The sequence below is a fragment of the Bdellovibrio bacteriovorus HD100 genome (genome assembly GCF_000196175.1).
Taxonomy (GTDB): domain Bacteria; phylum Bdellovibrionota; class Bdellovibrionia; order Bdellovibrionales; family Bdellovibrionaceae; genus Bdellovibrio; species Bdellovibrio bacteriovorus.
Genome location: NC_005363.1, coordinates 2,008,443 through 2,025,640, shown reverse-complemented (window position 1 = coordinate 2,025,640; position 17,198 = coordinate 2,008,443). Strand labels below are relative to the sequence as shown.

Sequence of the window (17,198 nt, the reverse complement as noted above, 5' to 3'; positions counted from 1 at the left end):
ATGAACGGGGACTTTATTCTGAAGCCCTGGTGATCAAATACTATCAGCTTAAATGCTGTCATTTGCTTGGACAGAGGGTGAAGACTCCTTTTGCTGAAGTGGATCTGCTTTTTAAAACTCCCCGGCAGACTTTGCTGATGGTGGAGGTTAAAACCACGAACCTGTCTGATTTTCAGCCTTTCCGAATCACCAAAAAACAAAAAGCCCGCTTGGTGCGCGCGATGCTCTTTCTGGCGGCGCGCTGGGATGTGCTGGTTGAAATTCACTGGGCCTTTGTCACAAAAGACGGTGAGATCACGGTCTTTGAAGATATCAGTGATTGACTGAAAACCCCGCTTTCGGGGGACAATGTCTTATGAGAAAAATCCTGCCACTTTTGATTCTGGTTCTGCTTCAAACTCAATCCGTCCAGGCGCAAAGCCTGAAGCGCTTCCTGACCAGTTGTGCGTGGGGAACGCTGGGTGGGGCGGCAGTCGGTGTCGTCAGTCTGGCGGTTGAAGACAAGCCTAGCCAGAGCTGGAACAACGTGGCTCGCGGAGCTTCATTGGGTCTGTATGCGGGAGTCGCTTACGGGGTTTACTCTATGAACAAACAGCCGGATTTGTCTCAGCAGCCGGACTTTGCCATCGCGCCGACTTTTGAAAAAGGTCAGCTTGAGGGTGCTCAAGTTTTTGCCACAGTTCTGGACTTTTAGAATCCGTATGAATCCAAAGCTTCCGGCGGCAGGGCCGGTTTTGGATTTCCATCGAATGTGAATTCGAAATTCAATTTGAAATTCGTGTCACCACCGGTCACCTGATCGTGAATGAAGGTGATCATCATGCAATCACCTGGTGGTTTGAATTGCGCAATGTAGGCCCAGGACTTTACTTGGTCGCGCGTGGTGGATTCAGCCCAGTTGGCGTCGTATACGAACTTGCCCATTAAGTTGATGAATCTGGAAGTAAAGCCCGCCGAGAATGTGTAATCTTCCTGGCGATCACTGGTATTCACAGCTTGCCCCGGAGAGATTTTATATTGACGGGTCAGCTGCACCTGGAAGAACTGCCCCATATCGTTCAGCAAGCGCACACGCGAAGACGCATTGGTCACGTTCTGATAGGGGAAGTAATTGAAGATGGAATAAGTCTGGAAGCGATCCAGGCGCACATCCAGTGTGGCGGTTAGATCGGACCAGGGTTCTTTTACCCCGACTTTGTTTTCCTGGGTGCCGTCATAGGATTGTGCCAGCTTCAGATAGCCCACCTGGCGGTATTCGGGGCGTTCGCCAATCCAGCGCTTTTCGGTGATTTTGTTGATCAGAGCCAGGGTCACCAGATTTCTGTCATAGACCCGGTCGTAATAGTCAAACTGTACGCCATAGTCGCTGGCGATATCCAGATCCGTGATACTGTCGCGGGCCGTATAGGGCGCATCCGAGATCGAGCCCGTGCCAAAGAAAGGGTTGTCATCCTGAGAAACCCACGGCAGGCGCGTGTAGGTCACTTCCGGGATGATTTCGTGTTTATAGCGGGTGGCCTTGGAGTTGACAGTGTCGCCATAGATGCGGCTCAGGTTTGTGCGTGCGCCGATTTCTGTGCGGATATAGCGGCGAGCCAGGTACTGGTCTTCGTCGATGTTGAATCCATAATGGGTTTCGCGATAGCTGACTGCCGGAATCACATCCAGGCCTTCGCCAAACTTAATCGGGTAGTAAAGGGCCGGCATGAAATCCAGACGCTGGCCGGTGCGGATTTGATCCAGACCCGGATTGTAAGATCCATCATACACACGACGGCAGTTGGGATTATCCTCCCAGCGCGGGTCGTTGCAGGTGTTAGTCGGGAAGCGGATCTTGTTCCCATTGATGGTTTGTTCGGTCATGTCGTCATAGGCTTGACCGGCACGGGTGAAATTCACATAGGTTAAATTCAGGGAATAAATGAAATTGGTCTCGCCAATGTTTTCCTGGGTCTGCGAGAAGCGCAGTTCAGGAATGCGGTGAACGGCGTCTTCATTTCCCTCCTGTGGGTTTCCGTGCAGCATGTTCACATAGTACGATGAATCGACACTGTAGTGCTGATCCAGAGTGTTCTTGGTGAAAGACATGCGGTTTTCCATCGCCGAGTCACCATGGTTCATGGTCTCAGTCGGGAAGTCCTTCGGATATTGCAGGTCGCTGGCCAAGTTCAATTGGGCGCGGTGAACGATGCCATCGGGCATGTCATAATAGTGGTCATAGCGCAGGAACCAGCGTTCCAGAGGATCGCCTTTTTCTGTGGCCGGGCGGTATAAATTCAAACGATCATCTTGTGCAAACGCCTGGTCAAAGATGGTGCCGAAGTTCATCGTGCCACCCGAACTTTCATTCAGCATGTAGCGATATTCAACCAGACCTTTAAGGCCCCGCTTGGCATAGTCTTTTACTTCGAGTGTCGCATCGGTGCTGCGGGAAATCGCCCAGAAGTAAGGTTGGGAGATCGCAAAGCCCCCTTTGTCGGAAACTTCGAAGGTCGGAGTCAGAAGGCCGGACTGACGGTCACTTTTCAGCGGGACAATCAGATAAGGCATCCAGAAAACCGGAACATGGCCAAAGCGCAGAACGGCATTTTTGATGTAAGCATAGCCACCCAGTTCGGCGCGCACGGTGGTGCCGGAGAAACTCCAGGATGCCGGGCAGTTGGTGCAGGCAGTGTAATCAGCAGAACTCACAACAAATTCGGATTCGCCGGTTTTCTGTAAAACGTCGCCCGAGAACATGATCGGACCGGATTGCACCGAACCGTTATAGATCATGCCAGTGTTGTTTTCATAATCCAGGAACACCTGATCACCCACGATGGTGTTTTTGGCGTCCATGATTTCGACATTGCCGTACAGTTCCACCTGGCGGGAGCGCAGCGAGGTGATGGCTTTGTCGGCTTTGATGTGCTGGCCTTTGTAGACGATCTGGATGTTGCCTTCCAGCTCCACGACTTCTTTTTCGGTGTCGCGGTACATGCTGTCGGCGTTGATCAACATATCATGGATCTTCGCCATGGGTTCTGCACCCAGGGCAAAAGAAGATGACATCACTGTCACCAGCAAAAATGAAATCAAGACGATCCAGCTTCGAAGCACCAAAGTATTCTAGGGATGCTTTAGGGCCTTTGTCGAGGTGAAACTAGTCTCTTTTTGGACTCAAAATGTCATAGATTTTGGCCGTTAAGTTAGAACACTTAACTTAGGTTGAAGAGGTTTTAACATGGAAGTCAAACTCGTGCTCGACGGTGACATCACTGTTGTGTCTTTGAGCGGTCGCATTGAAATCGAAAAAACTCAGTCCTTTAAAAAAGCCTGCCTGCAGAATTTCTCCGACCGCAAAGTCGTATTCTGCATGAAAAACCTGCATTTTGTGGGGTCTTCCGGGATTCAGTCTTTCTTTGGTGTCTTGAATGAATTGAATGCGGGGAGCCGCATGAGTGTGAAGATCGCGGGTTTGACTCCGGACTTCCAGCGTCTTTTCTCGTTCTCTGAGTGTGCCAGTCTGGAAGTGCACGAGAGTATCGAAGGGGCCCTGCAAAGCTTTTAAGCTGTGGGCCCGTCCTGTTTACGCAATTCGTTGAGTTTCTGACTTAGCTCAAGGTTCAAACGCTCCAAAGCAGCGGCTGCAACCTTGAGTTTTTCGTTTTCCTCATTCTTGGCAGTCCACATATATCTCAGGCTTTCCAGTTGTTCCTGGGCCTGATAGTGGTCTTTTTCAAGTCTTTGGATTTTCTCCTGATCTTCCACCACGCGGATTTGTAAATCAGCATGCTCGACACCCAGTTTTTGATTCTGGCGGGTCAGCTCGCTGATGCGTTCCTGCTGGCGGGAGATTTCCTGCTCATAGCGGTCTTTGAGCTCTTCTTTGCTGCGACGAAGGGTGACAACTTCGTTTTCCAAAGTGTCCTGGCGCTCCAAAGCGCTGTGCAGTTTGATGGATTTTACTTCAAGTTCTTCCTGAATCTGATGCAGCTGTGCGACTTCCTTGGTCAGACGTTCAATCTGTTCTTCATAGAAGTGAACCATCTCTTGAGCTTTTTTCTCGGAAGCTTCCACTTGATAGCGGGAATTCTTGGTCACCTCGATGATTTGATGACGCAGATCGCGCAGCTGGGCTTCTTTGTGGCTGGAGGCATTTTCCAGCTCCTGCAGGCGCAAATCCTGGGTGCGGGAGTACTCTTTCAGTTCCGAGATATAAGGCTTCACCTGGGTCTTGATGCGCTCATGATATTTTTCATGGCGCGCCAGTTCGGTGGCCATGTGTTGTGTTTTTTCGGTCAGTGCGCGCAGTTTTTCAGACTGGATTTCTTTTTCTCTTTCCAGTTGGTCGACTTTTTGTCTCCACAGATTGTCCTTTTCCTTCCAGACCAGAATTTGATCAGTCACAGAGGATTGGGACAGGCGGGCCTTGTTGGCTTCTTCGCTGAACTTCTGATTTTCAGTTTCCAAAAGGGACAAGCGGCGCAAAGTCACCTTCAGGCGGGCCATCAGGTCTTCATTTTGTGAAATCAGATTTTCAACAGTGGAGGACTTCAGGATCTCTTTTGGGAGATGGCTGAAATCATTCTGGCGGGGCAGTTCGTCAGGCAATGGGATCTTGCCCACCGGCTGGTTTTCCCGGGGTGAATCAAAGTCTAAATGTCCAAGTTTCGCGGTCTGGAAAGATTCGGTTTCCATAGCCCTCCTCCATGAAGTCTAGGTCGCCCTAGGTCCATGTTCTCAGGATGAGACATAATTAGTCAAACCAAGGTACTAAGACTGGACCTAGGTAGTAACAAAAGACCTTAATATCGCCACCAAACAGCCGAAAAGATACTCATGTCAGTACCTGCATTAAAAGACGCTGCCAATGGCGCGGATCCAAGCAAGAAGAGGGAAGATGGTGCCTTCTTCGATATGAATGTCGACAAGTCGGACTTGGGCCGGCCTGAGTCTTTGCGTTACAACATCCTGACTTGGGTTTTGGATGAGCGATACGATCGCGCCATCGAAGAGCTGAAAGACTTCCTGGAAAAGCCTTCCGAGTATCCGAACTTTCAGGATAAAGTCACTCGATACATCAATCATTCCATCGATTTGATCTATGCAATTAAAGCCAAAAGAAGCTTTCCGGGGATCAACTCCCTGACGCGTGCGAAACAGCAGGAGCTTCGCGAGAAATTCAAAGAACACTTCCGTGAACTTCAGTATGTTCTGAAGATTGTTGAGAAAGTTCAGGGCGATTTGCGCATTCAGGATGTTCGTTCCACCATCTATGTGGTGAAGGCTGCGTGGTTCGCCTCGCTGGCTGTGATCATTCTGGCGTTCTGGCTGGATATCGTCAATGGCCTGGCAAAAACCAGTGTGCTGGTGTTTGATGACGGCTTTGGAAAACTCGCCAATGTGCTGGCAGAGATGATCGGATTCTAAAAAGAAAACGGCCTCTTGGAGGCCGTTTTTCATCTTACTTTTTCAATGTTTTATAAGCAGCTTCAAGGACCGGGATCAGTTGGCCGCCGTCCAGCAGCTTGCCATTTACAAAGATCGCCGGAGTCCCGCGGATCTGTGCCACTTCGCCTTCTTTGGCGGTGTTGCGCACGATTTCAGGAATCTCAGTTCCCTTCACACAGGTTTTCAGTTCTTCCAGTTGGATGCCGGTTGCTTTTGCGATGGATTCAAGATTCTTATCCAGGTTCATCATGCGCGTGATTTCTTCCTGGTTGTCGAAGATATAATCGTGCGCCACCCAGCCTTTTTGGGCGATTTTTTCAGAGCACAATGTCGCAAATGCCAGACCGCAAGAGATGCCGTCTCCGCCGCCACCTTTCATCGCCTCATTGCACGTGCCATCCAGAGGGAATGGTTTGTAAATCAAACGCACATCCGGGTGGTTTTTGGTGAAGCTGTGCAAAGGAGCGGCTGCGTGTTTGCAGTGGCCACAGCGGAAGTCAGCAAACTCCACGATGGTCATCACGGGTTCGTCAGTTCCTTTTTGCATGCTCAGACCCTTTGTCAGGTCAAAGTTCTGCTGAGGAGCCACTTGCCAATAAGCCACTTTTTCTTTGGCCATTTTTTCCATGTCAGAAAGGCCATGGCTTTCCAGATACATAATATTTGCAAGGAAAGCGAAGGCGGGAATCGCCAGCAGGAATCCGGCAACCCATCTTTCGGAGGTGAAGATGTCTTTGATGTCATTGCTGATGTTTTCAGCAGTCACGTCTTCGGCGCCCATCCATGTGAAGATGAAGCCAACCAGGGAAAGCACGTAAGCGCTGATGCAGAAGATGCAAAGATTGCTCATCGCCGTGACCGAGATCAATCCCATCACCACGGAGGCCAGAACTGTCACGCCGGACAGCAACAAAGCGTAGCGGGACGTGCGATCCGGATCCTGCACCAAGTTGAAGCGGGTGACACCCAGGAAGTACACCAGCACCAGATTGGTCATAACACCCCAAAGTGCGATTGGTACTCCCAGCAATGCAGAGAATTTGCTGGCAGTCACAGCATCACAGTTCAGCACTTCGTTGATATTGCACATGGAGTCGCCCGCGGACAGGCCAAATTTGATGTCATAGTAGTGCAGGGTCAAATAGATGTGAACACCCACGCCGATCAGGGTGGCAATCATCGCGATAAGCAGGAACTTGGATTTGCTGACTGTGTTTTTCATGACCTCATTGAATCTTAGAATCGTGTTTGAAATCAATCGAAATTATGTAAAAATACTTTGGAATGCTCTCAAGGAAGACAGCTTGAACGACCTACAAAAATGGATACGTATTCGGAAAGACCTGTACTTGCAGATGGAAAAGCAGGTGCGGCATCGGTTGGGGCGGGACACTCCTGAGCTGATGCGCTATCAAAAGGTCTATGAAAAGGAGTTCGCCAAGAAATGGACGGCCTCCACCAAAGAAGCTCTCTGGGAACAGATGAGCCATTCTCAGGTCGTTATGGTCGGGGATTTTCACGCCCTTCACCAGTCGCAAAAAGCCCAGGCCCGCATCCTTCGTCATATTCCAAAGGACCGCAAAACCATCCTGGCAGTCGAGTTTCTTGAGGCTGCAGATCAGGAGAAAATCGACCGCTATATGTCCGGTAAGATGTCAGAGCGTGATTTTCTTAAGTCAGTGCAATGGCAGACCAAGTGGGGTTTTCCATGGGAGTACTATCGTCCTTTGTTGCGCTGGGCGCAAAAAAACAAAGTCGCTGTCCGCGGCATCAATCGCAGCTATAAAAAGCGCAATGCGACGACTTTAAAGTCGCGGGATGTCTTTGCTGGCAAAAAGATTGCTGAATTGGTGAAGGCCCATCCTGATCATTTGGTTTTCGTTATCTACGGGGATTTGCATTTGGCAGCAGAGCATATTCCCGCTGAGATCGTCCGCATTCTGGGGGCTCCATTTGCAAAACGCATCCTGCGCATCTTCCAGAACTCTGAAAAGATCTATTTCCAGTTGCTGAATCGGGAACTGGAAGCCAGCACGGATCTGGTGCGCCTGTCTCAGAACATTTTCTGCCTGATGAGTGTTCCGCCGTGGGTGAAGTGGCAAAACTATCTGATGTATCTGGAGCAGACTTACGATTTGGGTTTGCACGATGATGACGACGACGACGACGACGAGGATCTGCTGGATTATACGGATCACGTCGGCCGCTATGTGAAGATCATCTCCGAGGAGCTGGGATTGACTGTTTCAACCTCCAATCTGTCGGTGTACACGGCCCGGGACAGCTCTTTCTGGAGTCAGGTGCGCGAGCACTATGACCCCAAAAAATTGCGCTGGATTGAGCTGATGATTGCAGATGAGAATTCTTTCTATTTACCAGAGATCGGCGCAGCCTATCTGGCGCGGGGAACCGTGAATCACGCGGCCTCGTTGGCGATGCACTTCGTGCATGCCCAGGTCAGTGGCGAGAAGCAGATCCCCATGGATGTTCCGGCAGATTTTCTGCGTCTGATTTGGAAGCAGGCGGTGGCCTATTTTGGTTCCAAAATCATCAACCACAAGCGCAAGACCGACACCATTGCGGATATCAAGGCCAGTCTGGCCACGCGCGGGCCTTCGGATTTGGGGAAAGAGGCCTTGCAGCTGGCGCTCGCTCAGAAAATGCATGAATTGATGGTGATCACAGGTGTCCCTGGACATCGTCTGCAGGCGCGTCCGCGTAAAAAGTGGAGCTATGTTCTGGCAGCGTCTTTGTTGGGTGGGATGATGGGAGAGCGTTTGTTTGGCGGATATCAGAAAAAACTGATTAAGGCGGCCACTTTGGCGACCTTCCTGAAAAAGCCGTTGGGCAATCCGCATTTTGATGTGGTTTACTATGAAGCGTTGGAAGTGATCGAGTCCTTGCCGGCACCGTTCCTGAGTAAAAAGGAAAAGCTATGAAAAATGACCGTTGGTACTACAATAAAAATTTGAAGCCCCAGGGGCCCGTTGGTGTTGAGGAAATCCGTCAGCTCATACTAAAGGGTGATATCGGACCTCATGACCTGATTTCTTGTGATGCGGACGGCAGTTGGAAGTCCGCTTGGGAGTGGGGATTTGATCGCAGTCTGTTTCCGGCCACGCAAGGGTATGTGCAGGGGATGGATATCGCGGCAGATGATAAAGAGTGGGTGCTTTTGGTAGCTTCAGATGACGGCAAGGCCATGGTGCAAGAAGGGCCTTATTCTGTGCGCGAGATACAAGAATCTTTGCGCAGTCAGCGAGTCAGCGCTCAGAATTATATCTGGAAATCCGGAATGAGTGGTTGGTCGCGAATTTTGGATCGCCCAGAGTTTAGTTAAGGGCGTCTTTTAAGTCTTTGCCCGGTTTGAACTTGGGGATGTAGGCGCTGGGAATTTTGACCGTTTCGCCTGTTTTGGGATTGCGTCCCTGGCGGGCTTTGCGGGAGCTTCTGGAGAAAGTGCCAAAGCCAACCAGTTTGACCTCATCACCGTCTTTGAGAGCTTCCTGAATGGCTTCCAGAGTGGCGTCGAGAATCAGTTCGGATTGACTTTTGGTTGTCTTTGTTTTTTCTGCGACCAGTTCCACCAATTGGGCTTTATTCATAGCTTTTCAATCCTCATCCCGAAGGAACTTACCCTAATTTTCATGGTCGGGATGGTCAAGTTAAATGAAATTTTTCGGTCCAGGATGTATTGCAGAAAATAATGGCTGTTAAGTGTCATGCTTTTTATTTTCTTATCTATTGGGTACTATGGACTTTCGATCGGGGGTTTTATGGTATTCGTTCTTGCACTTTTGTTTCCGGTTTTTGGATTTGCGCAAACGTATTCTTCCGCAACTCTGTATGATTTGAAATCAAATCGCCAAAAAACTCTTTTTACTCTGAATGTGGATCTTGCCCCCCAGACCGATGGGTTGCAGACGCTAACGGAGTTCCGTGATACCGAGGGCAAGGTTGTTGTGAGTGAAAAGGGTCTGATCAAAGAAGCCGATGTGCTTTCTTATGAAATTGACCGCAAGCAAACGGGTGAAAAGGGCCGCTTCCAGGTTCGCGACGGCCGTATTTATTTTGAATACGAGGGCCCGGGTGGAAAAAAGAAAAGTGCGGATGAAAAGTTGAGCGGCTTTGTGTTGAGCACTCCTAATTTCAACGCCTTTGTTGAAAAAAGCTGGGATGCTCTGGCTGCTGGCAAACCTTTGGATGTTCGCTTCGCAGTTTGGGATCGCCTGGAGACGGTCGGTTTCACTTTGCAAAAGGTCGGCGAAAAAGACACGGCCACAGGAAAGTGGATGGAGCTTCGTATGAAGCCCACAAGTTTCATCATCGCTGCCATCGTCGATCCAATCCATCTTTGGTATTCCCAGGCGGACAAAAAGCTGCAGGTCATGAAGGGGCGTGTGGCGCCGAAAATTCAGAAGGATGGCAAGTGGAAGGATCTGGACGCTGAGATCGTCTATACCTACGACCAGAAGTCCGTCTCGAAATAAGACAGTCTCAATATTTATCGGTTTTTGCCGATAAGTGAGACATGAAAAATCAGAACTCTTTATTCGTCGTCTTCTGCCTGTGCCTGGCTGTCGGGTTCATGGGAGTGTATGCCACATTCGTGGCGCATTTCAATGGTCATGAAGAGTATGAAATGCGTCTGGCATCCCTGCAAAAACAGGTGGAAAAAGAGAAATTCAACAACTCTCTTTTAAGTTATCAGTTGAAGGACTTCCAGCAAACGGTGGCGCAGGTTCTTCCGAATGACAAAAAACTTCAAGCCAAGTATGAACTTCACAATCTTTCGGCTGTGGTTCGGGCTCCGGCCAGTGAAGAGACTTTAGACCTTTCCGGTGCGATTTATGAAAAGGGAAAGCGTTACTTTAACGGTCAGCAGTATGATCGTGCTATCCGTGAATTTGGCCAGCTTCTGGAAAAGTACCCGTTGTCCCAACACAGTGTTGAGGCGCGTTTCTTTATTGCCGAAAGTTACTTCCTGAAAAAAGACTATCGCAGCAGCCTGGGGCAGATTGACGAAATGGTGACCCAGTATCCACAGCATGATCTGACGGGTTTCATTTTGCTTCGCATGGGGCAAATCAGTGAAATCAACAGTCAGACAGAAGAGGCGGCGGAAATCTATAAAACCGTTGCTAAAAACTTCAAGAATGAAAACCTTAAAAAACAGGCGCGCAAACTGGCGCAAAGTGTTGAGTAGTATGAAGAAAATCGTGCGCTTGATGTTGTTCTTGATGGCATTCCAGATGGAGGTCCGGGTGCGGGCCGCCGGGGATCTGATTGAGCAGCCTTCGGCCTGTCTGAAATCCCAGGAAAGCTGCGCGATTCAGGTGACCGGATCGGCTTTTCATTTTGAAAAGGACAACAAACAACTGCATGCCACCGCGGGCTCGGCATTGGTTCGTCTGACGCCGGATCAGTGGCGCCTGGTGAAAGGGGCTGTCTGGGTGGAAGCAGGGAAGAACCTGCAGGTGGAAAGTCTTTATGCCAGCACGAAGGCGTCCATGGGTGAGTACTGGGTGATTTTTCAGGACTCCCGCATTTTGATTCGCAATATGAATGCCTCCCTGAAGGTGACTCTTCGTGATGGTAAAACGCTGGAGATTCCCGAGGGTTTCGAGGTCTGGGTTTCCGGGCTGAATTCCCAGGGCAAGACCGAGTACGGAATGATTCAGCCAATTGATATGAAAGAGCATCTGCCGATGTGGAACTCTTTGTATCGCGGCACTAAAGAGGAGTTTGTAAAAGAGGTGCGCCTGTACCGTGACAACTGGGGTGATCTGGCCCAGAAAACCAGTCAACTCTATCAGACTTTGACGGACAGAAAGATCGCCTCTGTTGAGGCTCAGGAAAAGGCCGAAGAAGCCCGCCGCCAGCGCAAAGCCGCGGAACTGCAGCGAATGAAAGAGCTTTATCGTCAGCGTGTCTTTGAGCGCTAGACTCTGGTCCTGATTTTAATTTGCATTCCATGTCATTTGAAGTTTCTTCCCATGCCTCATGTTAATCTGAGGTCTGGGAGGATAGGATGTCTTCTATTTCATCATCGGATCGTGCGCGTCAGGACGAAAAAATTCGTAAGACTCGGGAAGAGTATGAGAATCGCGAAAGCGAAAATGCCAAACGCCGTAATGCAGAGCTGAAGCGGCTTGAGCAGCGTCATCACGAAGAAATCAAGAATATCACTGATGAATATGAAGGTCGTATCGCTGAATTGAAAGACCGCAGCCGCGAGTCTTTGAGTGAGCGTGACTATGAAAACTCCAAGAAGATCGATGAAGTCCGTCAGACTTATCGTGAGTCTTTGCGCAATAAAACCGAAGAGGCTTACAATGCCCGGGAAGAGCAAAAAGCAGCTTACGAAAGCACCATAAAAAAGCAAAAAGAAATCAATGAGTCCCAGAAACAAAATCTGGTGGGTCAGTTGAATTCTGAAATTGGCAATCGTGATGAGCGTTTTGTCACGGCCATCGAGGAAAATCGCACCAAATCGCAAAAAGCCATTCATGAAAACGCTCGCAAGCTGAATGAAGCCCACGAGCGCGAAAGAGATGCCATTTTAAGCAGTCACGACGAGACATTGCGTTCAAAAGATCGCAATGAGCGTGAGATGCGCAAGTCCTATGAGGCTCGTCTGAAACAAACCGAGCGTCAGCGTGAGGCGGATAATTCCCGCTGGTCCCAGAAGTACTCTGATTATGTGACCAACAGCAAGGAAGAGTTCGGCGACAACCTGCAAATGAAGCAGGAAATCATGGATCAGGAGCGTGTGGCCGTTCGCGACAAATACGAAAACACCCTGGCTCAAAAATCCAATCTGATGGATGAACAGAATCAGAACTTCCGCGATTCTGTGAATGGGCGAATTAACAGCCAGATTCGCTCCCGCGACAGTCAGATTCAGCGTTTGAACAGTCAGTTCAATAATGAAATTTCCAAAAATCAACGTCTGCGTGGTATTGAGCGCCGCAATCTGACGCAGGCCTATGAAAAGCGTTTGGGTCTTTCCGAGGAACAGCGTGAAAACGCGGTGGACCGGATGAAAGAGATCAATGACGAGCGCATTGGCAAAGTTCTGACTGAAAATCAGAAGCTATTGCGTAACACGGACCGCGAAAATAAATCCCAGGTCAGCATCATGAACACTCGTCATCGCGAGGAAAGAGAAAACCTGCTGACAGCCCATAAGGATCAGGTCACCCAGGTGGCGAATAACGCCGAAGCACGGGTTAAGAAAGTGATCGATCTGACCAACAAAAATCAGGATCAGCTGGGGCGCTATTACAATGATTCTCTGGATGTCATGAAGTCGAACTACATGGAACGTATGGACGTGGTGCGCGAGAAAAACAGCGCGGATCATCTGGCCTTGAATAAAAACATGACGGAGCGCTTCAGAACTATGGAAGCCAGCTTCAACTCCAAGTTGGAGCAGACTGTTAAGACTTATGAAGATCGCTTGGCTGCCCTGAAAGACAGTCAGGATCGTGAATTGAAGCGCATCGAGAAAATGTACGCAACTCGTGTGGATGAGCGGGATAAGTCCGGTAAAATGGAAAAAGAATCCATGCAAATGAAGTACGAGGCTAAGATAGCTCAATTGAACAATTCGCATCAAGATCAACTTGATAGAATGAATAGACGCCATCAGGAAGATATGCAAAACTTGTCTGTGAAGATGAGTTCATATAGCAGGAAGGCGTAGTTCAAATGTTAGCAGATCGTCGAGCGAAGATTGTGGCCACTATTGGGCCAGCGACACGTGATGAGAAAAATCTGGAAAAAGCAATAAAGGCGGGCATGAACGTGGCTCGCCTTAACTTTTCGCACGGAAGTCATGAAGACCACCTGAAGGTGGTTCATTCCCTGCGCAAGCTCTCTAAAGAGCTTCAGGCTCCGGTGGCGATTCTTCAAGATCTTCAGGGGCCGAAGATCCGCGTTGGTAAGTTTGAAAATGGCTCCATCGAAATTAAACCTGGCGAAAAACTGGTGGTAACGACGGCAAAAGTTCTGGGGAAACCAGGATTGGTTCCGTCCGACTTCCAAGAGCTGCCTTTGGCCTGCGTGCCGGGCACGCGCATCCTTCTGGATGACGGCCTGATGGAAGTGAAGGTTTTGCAGGTTCGCGGTGAGGAAATCGACGTGGAAGTTGTCTATGGCGGTATTCTGAAAGACCGCAAAGGCATGAATCTTCCGGGTGTAAATCTGCCTGTGGACTGCATGACTCCAAAAGATCTGGAGGATTTGCAGTTCGGTATTGCCAATAAAGTTGATTATATTGCTTTGAGTTTTGTTCGTCATGCCCGTGATATCCGCAAGCTGCGTGAATTGATCGAGGCCGGGAACTCCAATGCGAAGATCGTAGCCAAAATCGAGATGGTGGAAGCGATCGAAAATCTGGAAGAAATCTGCCGCCTGAGTGACGCTGTCATGGTGGCGCGCGGGGATTTGGCAGTGGAAGTCGGTCAAAGCCGTCTGCCGGGCTATCAGAAGCGTATTATTTCTGTATGCAATCAACTGGGTAAGCCGGTGATCACGGCGACTCAGATGCTGGACAGCATGGTTGAAAACCCTCGTCCGACCCGAGCTGAGATCACGGATGTGGCCAATGCCGTTTTGGATGGAACTGATGCTTTGATGCTGTCGGCGGAATCTGCCAGCGGCAAATATCCGTTCAAGTGTATCCGCACTATGCACGAGATCATCACTGAGGTGGAACGCAACGAAGAAGAGTATTATAAAATCTCTCTTGAAAACGAGTTTCTGAGCACGCCGGCGTCTATCGCCGCCAGTGCTTCACTGAGTGCGCTGAAGCTGAATGCAACCGCGATCATCTGTCTGACGACTTCCGGTAAAACGGCAAATATCATTTCGGCCTTCCGTCCGAAGGCGCGCATTATTTCCGTGACTCAGCATCTGGATGTTTTGAATGGCATGGAATTGGGCTGGGGTATTCAGACCCACGCGATCAAGCCATATAAGACGATGGAAGATATCCTGCGTGAAGTGGATCTGTTGTTGGTGTCCCATGGCTTGGGTAAAACCGGGGACCGTGTGATTCTGACATTGGGTCAGCCGATTGCTTGTGGTGCAAAAACCAATTCGATCTATGTGCACACAGTGGGCGGGGAAAACGTGGCGAAGCTTCCTAATGACAAGTTGCCTCTGCGTTGTCAGGAAGAGCCGGTTGTTGAATAAGTTTCTTTGAGAAAATGAAGTAAAAAAAAGCCAGGGACTCCCTGGCTTTTTTTATTTTCCGCGTTCTAGCGAAGTTTCTTTTTTAGATTGTTCACGATGGTCCAATTGCGCGCCAAAGGTTCAACGTAAGGCAGTTCCACCATGATGTAGACGCCTTTTTCATCCATGATTTTTTCCGTCAGATATTTTTTCTCAATCAAAGAATTCACATCGTCCGCGCGGATCAGTTGACCCAGCTCTTTCATGGATTCGTTCTGCACATCGGTCAGATCGACTTTGTACAAGCCCTTGTGGTTCGGCTGGGCACGGCGGGCAAATAGCAGGATGCCGTTTAGAATGTTGACCTCAGCTTCAGTTAAAGCCGGCAGGCGGTCTTTGTCCTGTTTGAACAGCCATTCGTTGTACCAGTCGACAAAGCCAAACAGCTCCTGTGGTTTCAGGTTGGTGATTTTCTGTGTGCCGTCGCCACGGTCTTCCTGAGTCAGATAGCCCAGATCTGTTAATGCGTTGGTGATGCTTTGCATTTTATTGGTGGCTTCCTGAAAGATCTGAATTGTGTAATTGCGAATCAGAACAGACGAGAAGCTCAAGCCCCCGCCTTCTTCCGGTTTTCCATACTTGTTTCCAACCAGATTCAGAATGGAAATGTACTTGTTCACGATGTGAGGCGGGAAGCGCTCTTCATCGGGATTGGTGTTTTCAAGCAGGCGGATTTTCTGGTTTGCATCACGCAGTTTTTCATTCAGCGTTTTCATGATGGCGCGAACCCACACCGGCAGCTGGTCCATCTGTTTGTTCAAAGAGTCATAGGGAAGTGCGATCACTTCAGAATCTTTGGTGGCTTTCACATTGGCGCTGCGGGGTTTTTTGTCGAACAAAGCCATTTCGCCGACCATCGCGCCAGGCTGGATTTCTGCGATGACAACTTCTGTGTTGCCTTTGCTTTTGGTGATGGCAAAACCACCGGTCTTAACGATATACATGGCATCCGGAGCGTCCCCATCTCTGAATAGATAGGTGTCTTTTGCCACTTTTTTTGCTTCTGCCACGAAAACCCCACTCGCAAGTACGTGAAGATTTATTATCTATGGGATTTTCAGACAGAGCAATGAGGTGCTAGACCTTGGTGGGTGTGCGAACGGGAAGTGTCTAAAACTAAGACGGCTTCTTGTGGGAAGCCGTCTTGAAGTGAAGTTAGAATGTCATCGCTTTGCAGTCTGGGGCGATTTTCATTTTGCCCTCAGTGGCTGCTAGAACCTTTTCCGGCGTAAGATCCGGAGCATATTCTTTCAAAACGAAACCTTCAGGTGTGATTTCGATCACGCCGAAATCGCTGACGATTTTCTTGATGCACTTAACACCCGTCAAAGGCAGCGTGCACTTGGTGCGAAGTTTGGAATTGCCTTCCTTGTCCGTGTGTTGCATGGCCACGATCACATTTCGTGCGCCCGCAACCAGATCCATTGCGCCGCCCATGCCCTTAACCATTTTGCCTGGCACCATCCAGTTTGCGATACTGCCGGTTTCATCAACCTCCATCGCACCCAATACTGTCAGGTCCACGTGACCGCCGCGAATCATCGCAAAGCTGTCAGCGCTGGAAAAGAAGCTGGCGCCCGGAAGTGCCGTCACAGTTTGTTTGCCGGCGTTGATCAGGTCCGCATCGATATCAGCCTCTTTTGGGAATGGACCCATACCCAAAAGACCGTTTTCACTCTGTAACATAACGAATTTATCCCGAGGGATGTAGTTCGCCACCAAAGTGGGAATACCGATACCCAGATTCACGCAATAGCCGTCTTCAACTTCCTGAGCGATACGTTGAGCAATTTGCTCTCTTGTTAATGGCATTTTGCTCTCCTATCCCTTGGAAACTGTTTTTTGTTCGATGCGTTTTTGATAGTCAGTGCCCTGGAAGATACGCTGAACGTACACACCTGGAGTATGAATCTGATCCGGATCCAGTTCGCCGATCTCGACCAGTTCTTCAACTTCAGCCACGGTGATTTTCCCGGCTGTTGCCGCCATCGGATTGAAGTTGCGTGCGGTTTTTCTGAAGATCAGATTGCCGAACTTGTCACCCTTCCACGCTTTCACAAAGGCGAAATCACCTTTGATGCCTTTTTCCAGAACATAGTCGCGTCCGTCGAATTGTTTGATCTCTTTGCCTTCAGCCACCAGTGTGCCCACTCCTGTCGGAGTGTAGAAACCAGCGATCCCTGCGCCTCCCGCACGAATGCGTTCAGCCAAAGTGCCTTGTGGGCAGAATTCCAATTCCAGTTCGCCGCTCATGTAAAGCTTTTCAAACAAAGCGTTTTCGCCGACATAGGAAGAAATCATTTTTTTGATCTGGCGCTTTTGCAAAAGCAAACCCAGGCCGAAATCATCCACGCCCGCGTTATTAGAAACGCAGGTCAGATTTTTCACACCCATTTCATTCAAAACAGTGATGCAGTTTTCCGGGATGCCGCAAAGGCCGAAGCCTCCCAGCACCAGAGTCATGTTGTCCTTGACGTCAAAGAGCGCGCTCTTGGCGTCTTTAAACACCTTTTTGCTCATGATGA

18 protein-coding genes are annotated in these 17,198 nt (G+C 49.4%); 11 read left to right on the top strand and 7 right to left on the bottom strand.

What is annotated here, in order from left to right:
- The first annotated feature begins 29 nt into the window (after window positions 1-29).
- A complete protein-coding gene (locus tag BD_RS18505) occupies window positions 30-323 on the top strand; it encodes a YraN family protein (RefSeq protein ID WP_011164558.1) in 294 nt (97 codons plus the stop codon).
- A 32-nt stretch (window positions 324-355) separates the two neighbouring features.
- Entirely contained in the window at window positions 356-694 is a 339-nt protein-coding gene (locus BD_RS09650; RefSeq protein ID WP_050792914.1) for a hypothetical protein, read from the top strand.
- Here the strand turns inward: BD_RS09650 and BD_RS09645 are convergent.
- Entirely contained in the window at window positions 691-3,099 is a 2,409-nt protein-coding gene (locus tag BD_RS09645) for an LPS-assembly protein LptD (RefSeq protein WP_144313832.1), read from the bottom strand. The genes BD_RS09650 and BD_RS09645 overlap by 4 nt on opposite strands.
- Window positions 3,100-3,223: 124 nt before the next feature.
- On the opposite strand from BD_RS09645, the gene BD_RS09640 reads away from it, so the two are divergent.
- Window positions 3,224-3,550: an STAS domain-containing protein gene (locus BD_RS09640; protein ID WP_011164555.1), complete on the top strand. Its 327-nt coding sequence runs from the start codon at window positions 3,224-3,226 to the stop codon at window positions 3,548-3,550.
- Here the strand turns inward: BD_RS09640 and BD_RS09635 are convergent.
- Window positions 3,547-4,680, bottom strand: a complete 1,134-nt coding sequence (locus BD_RS09635; RefSeq protein ID WP_011164554.1) for a coiled-coil domain-containing protein — start codon at window positions 4,678-4,680, stop codon at window positions 3,547-3,549. The two genes, BD_RS09640 and BD_RS09635, sit on opposite strands and share 4 nt — an antisense overlap.
- A gap of 141 nt (window positions 4,681-4,821) precedes the next feature.
- Between BD_RS09635 and BD_RS09630 the strand changes: the two genes are divergently transcribed.
- On the top strand, window positions 4,822-5,412 hold the full coding sequence (locus BD_RS09630; protein ID WP_011164553.1) for a hypothetical protein: 591 nt from the start codon (window positions 4,822-4,824) through the stop codon (window positions 5,410-5,412).
- Window positions 5,413-5,446: 34 nt separating this feature from the next.
- Here the strand turns inward: BD_RS09630 and BD_RS09625 are convergent, their stop codons facing one another.
- Window positions 5,447-6,655, bottom strand: coding sequence for a fused vitamin K epoxide reductase/thioredoxin (locus tag BD_RS09625; RefSeq protein ID WP_011164552.1), 1,209 nt, complete (start codon window positions 6,653-6,655; stop codon window positions 5,447-5,449).
- 82 nt (window positions 6,656-6,737) lie between these two features.
- On the opposite strand from BD_RS09625, the gene BD_RS09620 reads away from it, so the two are divergent.
- On the top strand, window positions 6,738-8,372 hold the full coding sequence (locus BD_RS09620) for a ChaN family lipoprotein (RefSeq protein WP_231839121.1): 1,635 nt from the start codon (window positions 6,738-6,740) through the stop codon (window positions 8,370-8,372).
- Window positions 8,369-8,773 (top strand): DUF4339 domain-containing protein, encoded by a 405-nt coding sequence (locus BD_RS09615; RefSeq protein ID WP_011164550.1) that lies wholly within the window; start codon window positions 8,369-8,371, stop codon window positions 8,771-8,773. The genes BD_RS09620 and BD_RS09615 overlap by 4 nt, the downstream gene beginning before the upstream one ends.
- Here the strand turns inward: BD_RS09615 and BD_RS09610 are convergent.
- Window positions 8,766-9,038 (bottom strand): HU family DNA-binding protein, encoded by a 273-nt coding sequence (locus tag BD_RS09610; protein ID WP_011164549.1) that lies wholly within the window; start codon window positions 9,036-9,038, stop codon window positions 8,766-8,768. The genes BD_RS09615 and BD_RS09610 overlap by 8 nt on opposite strands.
- Before the next feature lie 171 nt (window positions 9,039-9,209).
- Here BD_RS09610 and BD_RS09605 point away from each other — a divergent pair, with 171 nt between their 5' ends.
- From BD_RS09605 to pyk, 5 genes are all read left to right on the top strand, one after another.
- Window positions 9,210-9,923 carry a hypothetical protein gene (locus tag BD_RS09605; protein WP_144313831.1) on the top strand — a complete coding sequence of 238 codons (714 nt, stop codon included), beginning with the start codon at window positions 9,210-9,212 and terminating at the stop codon, window positions 9,921-9,923.
- Between the two features lie 41 nt (window positions 9,924-9,964).
- The gene (locus BD_RS09600) at window positions 9,965-10,639 is read left to right on the top strand and encodes a tetratricopeptide repeat protein (RefSeq protein WP_011164547.1); all 675 of its coding nucleotides are present in this window, start codon (window positions 9,965-9,967) and stop codon (window positions 10,637-10,639) included.
- Window position 10,640: 1 nt separating this feature from the next.
- A complete protein-coding gene (locus BD_RS09595; RefSeq protein ID WP_038449321.1) occupies window positions 10,641-11,378 on the top strand; it encodes a hypothetical protein in 738 nt (245 codons plus the stop codon).
- Window positions 11,379-11,464: 86 nt separating this feature from the next.
- Window positions 11,465-13,141, top strand: a complete 1,677-nt coding sequence (locus BD_RS09590; RefSeq protein ID WP_011164545.1) for a hypothetical protein — start codon at window positions 11,465-11,467, stop codon at window positions 13,139-13,141.
- Window positions 13,142-13,146: 5 nt separating this feature from the next.
- Window positions 13,147-14,634 (top strand): pyruvate kinase, encoded by a 1,488-nt coding sequence (gene pyk / locus BD_RS09585; RefSeq protein ID WP_011164544.1) that lies wholly within the window; start codon window positions 13,147-13,149, stop codon window positions 14,632-14,634.
- Between the two features lie 65 nt (window positions 14,635-14,699).
- On the opposite strand, the gene BD_RS09580 is transcribed toward pyk, so the two are convergent.
- The 3 genes from BD_RS09580 to BD_RS09570 form a co-directional block, all read right to left on the bottom strand.
- Window positions 14,700-15,683 carry a cyclic nucleotide-binding domain-containing protein gene (locus BD_RS09580; protein WP_011164543.1) on the bottom strand — a complete coding sequence of 328 codons (984 nt, stop codon included), beginning with the start codon at window positions 15,681-15,683 and terminating at the stop codon, window positions 14,700-14,702.
- Window positions 15,684-15,828: 145 nt separating this feature from the next.
- Window positions 15,829-16,485, bottom strand: coding sequence for a CoA transferase subunit B (locus BD_RS09575; protein WP_011164542.1), 657 nt, complete (start codon window positions 16,483-16,485; stop codon window positions 15,829-15,831).
- Window positions 16,486-16,494: 9 nt separating this feature from the next.
- Window positions 16,495-17,193, bottom strand: coding sequence for a CoA transferase subunit A (locus BD_RS09570; protein WP_011164541.1), 699 nt, complete (start codon window positions 17,191-17,193; stop codon window positions 16,495-16,497).
- Window positions 17,194-17,198: the final 5 nt, after the last annotated feature.

Excerpts from the sequence above, each read along its gene's own strand:
- BD_RS09650 (WP_050792914.1), top strand. The coding sequence starts at position 356 with ATGAGAAAAATCCTGCCACTTTTGATTCTGGTTCTGCTTCAAACTCAA.
- BD_RS09640 (WP_011164555.1), top strand. The coding sequence starts at position 3,224 with ATGGAAGTCAAACTCGTGCTCGACGGTGACATCACTGTTGTGTCTTTG.
- BD_RS09635 (WP_011164554.1), bottom strand. The coding sequence starts at position 4,680 with ATGGAAACCGAATCTTTCCAGACCGCGAAACTTGGACATTTAGACTTT.
- BD_RS09630 (WP_011164553.1), top strand. The coding sequence starts at position 4,822 with ATGTCAGTACCTGCATTAAAAGACGCTGCCAATGGCGCGGATCCAAGC.
- BD_RS09625 (WP_011164552.1), bottom strand. The coding sequence starts at position 6,655 with ATGAAAAACACAGTCAGCAAATCCAAGTTCCTGCTTATCGCGATGATT.
- BD_RS09615 (WP_011164550.1), top strand. The coding sequence starts at position 8,369 with ATGAAAAATGACCGTTGGTACTACAATAAAAATTTGAAGCCCCAGGGG.
- BD_RS09610 (WP_011164549.1), bottom strand. The coding sequence starts at position 9,038 with ATGAATAAAGCCCAATTGGTGGAACTGGTCGCAGAAAAAACAAAGACA.
- BD_RS09605 (WP_144313831.1), top strand. The coding sequence starts at position 9,210 with ATGGTATTCGTTCTTGCACTTTTGTTTCCGGTTTTTGGATTTGCGCAA.
- BD_RS09600 (WP_011164547.1), top strand. The coding sequence starts at position 9,965 with ATGAAAAATCAGAACTCTTTATTCGTCGTCTTCTGCCTGTGCCTGGCT.
- BD_RS09595 (WP_038449321.1), top strand. The coding sequence starts at position 10,641 with ATGAAGAAAATCGTGCGCTTGATGTTGTTCTTGATGGCATTCCAGATG.
- BD_RS09590 (WP_011164545.1), top strand. The coding sequence starts at position 11,465 with ATGTCTTCTATTTCATCATCGGATCGTGCGCGTCAGGACGAAAAAATT.
- pyk (WP_011164544.1), top strand. The coding sequence starts at position 13,147 with ATGTTAGCAGATCGTCGAGCGAAGATTGTGGCCACTATTGGGCCAGCG.
- BD_RS09575 (WP_011164542.1), bottom strand. The coding sequence starts at position 16,485 with ATGCCATTAACAAGAGAGCAAATTGCTCAACGTATCGCTCAGGAAGTT.
- BD_RS09570 (WP_011164541.1), bottom strand. The coding sequence starts at position 17,193 with ATGAGCAAAAAGGTGTTTAAAGACGCCAAGAGCGCGCTCTTTGACGTC.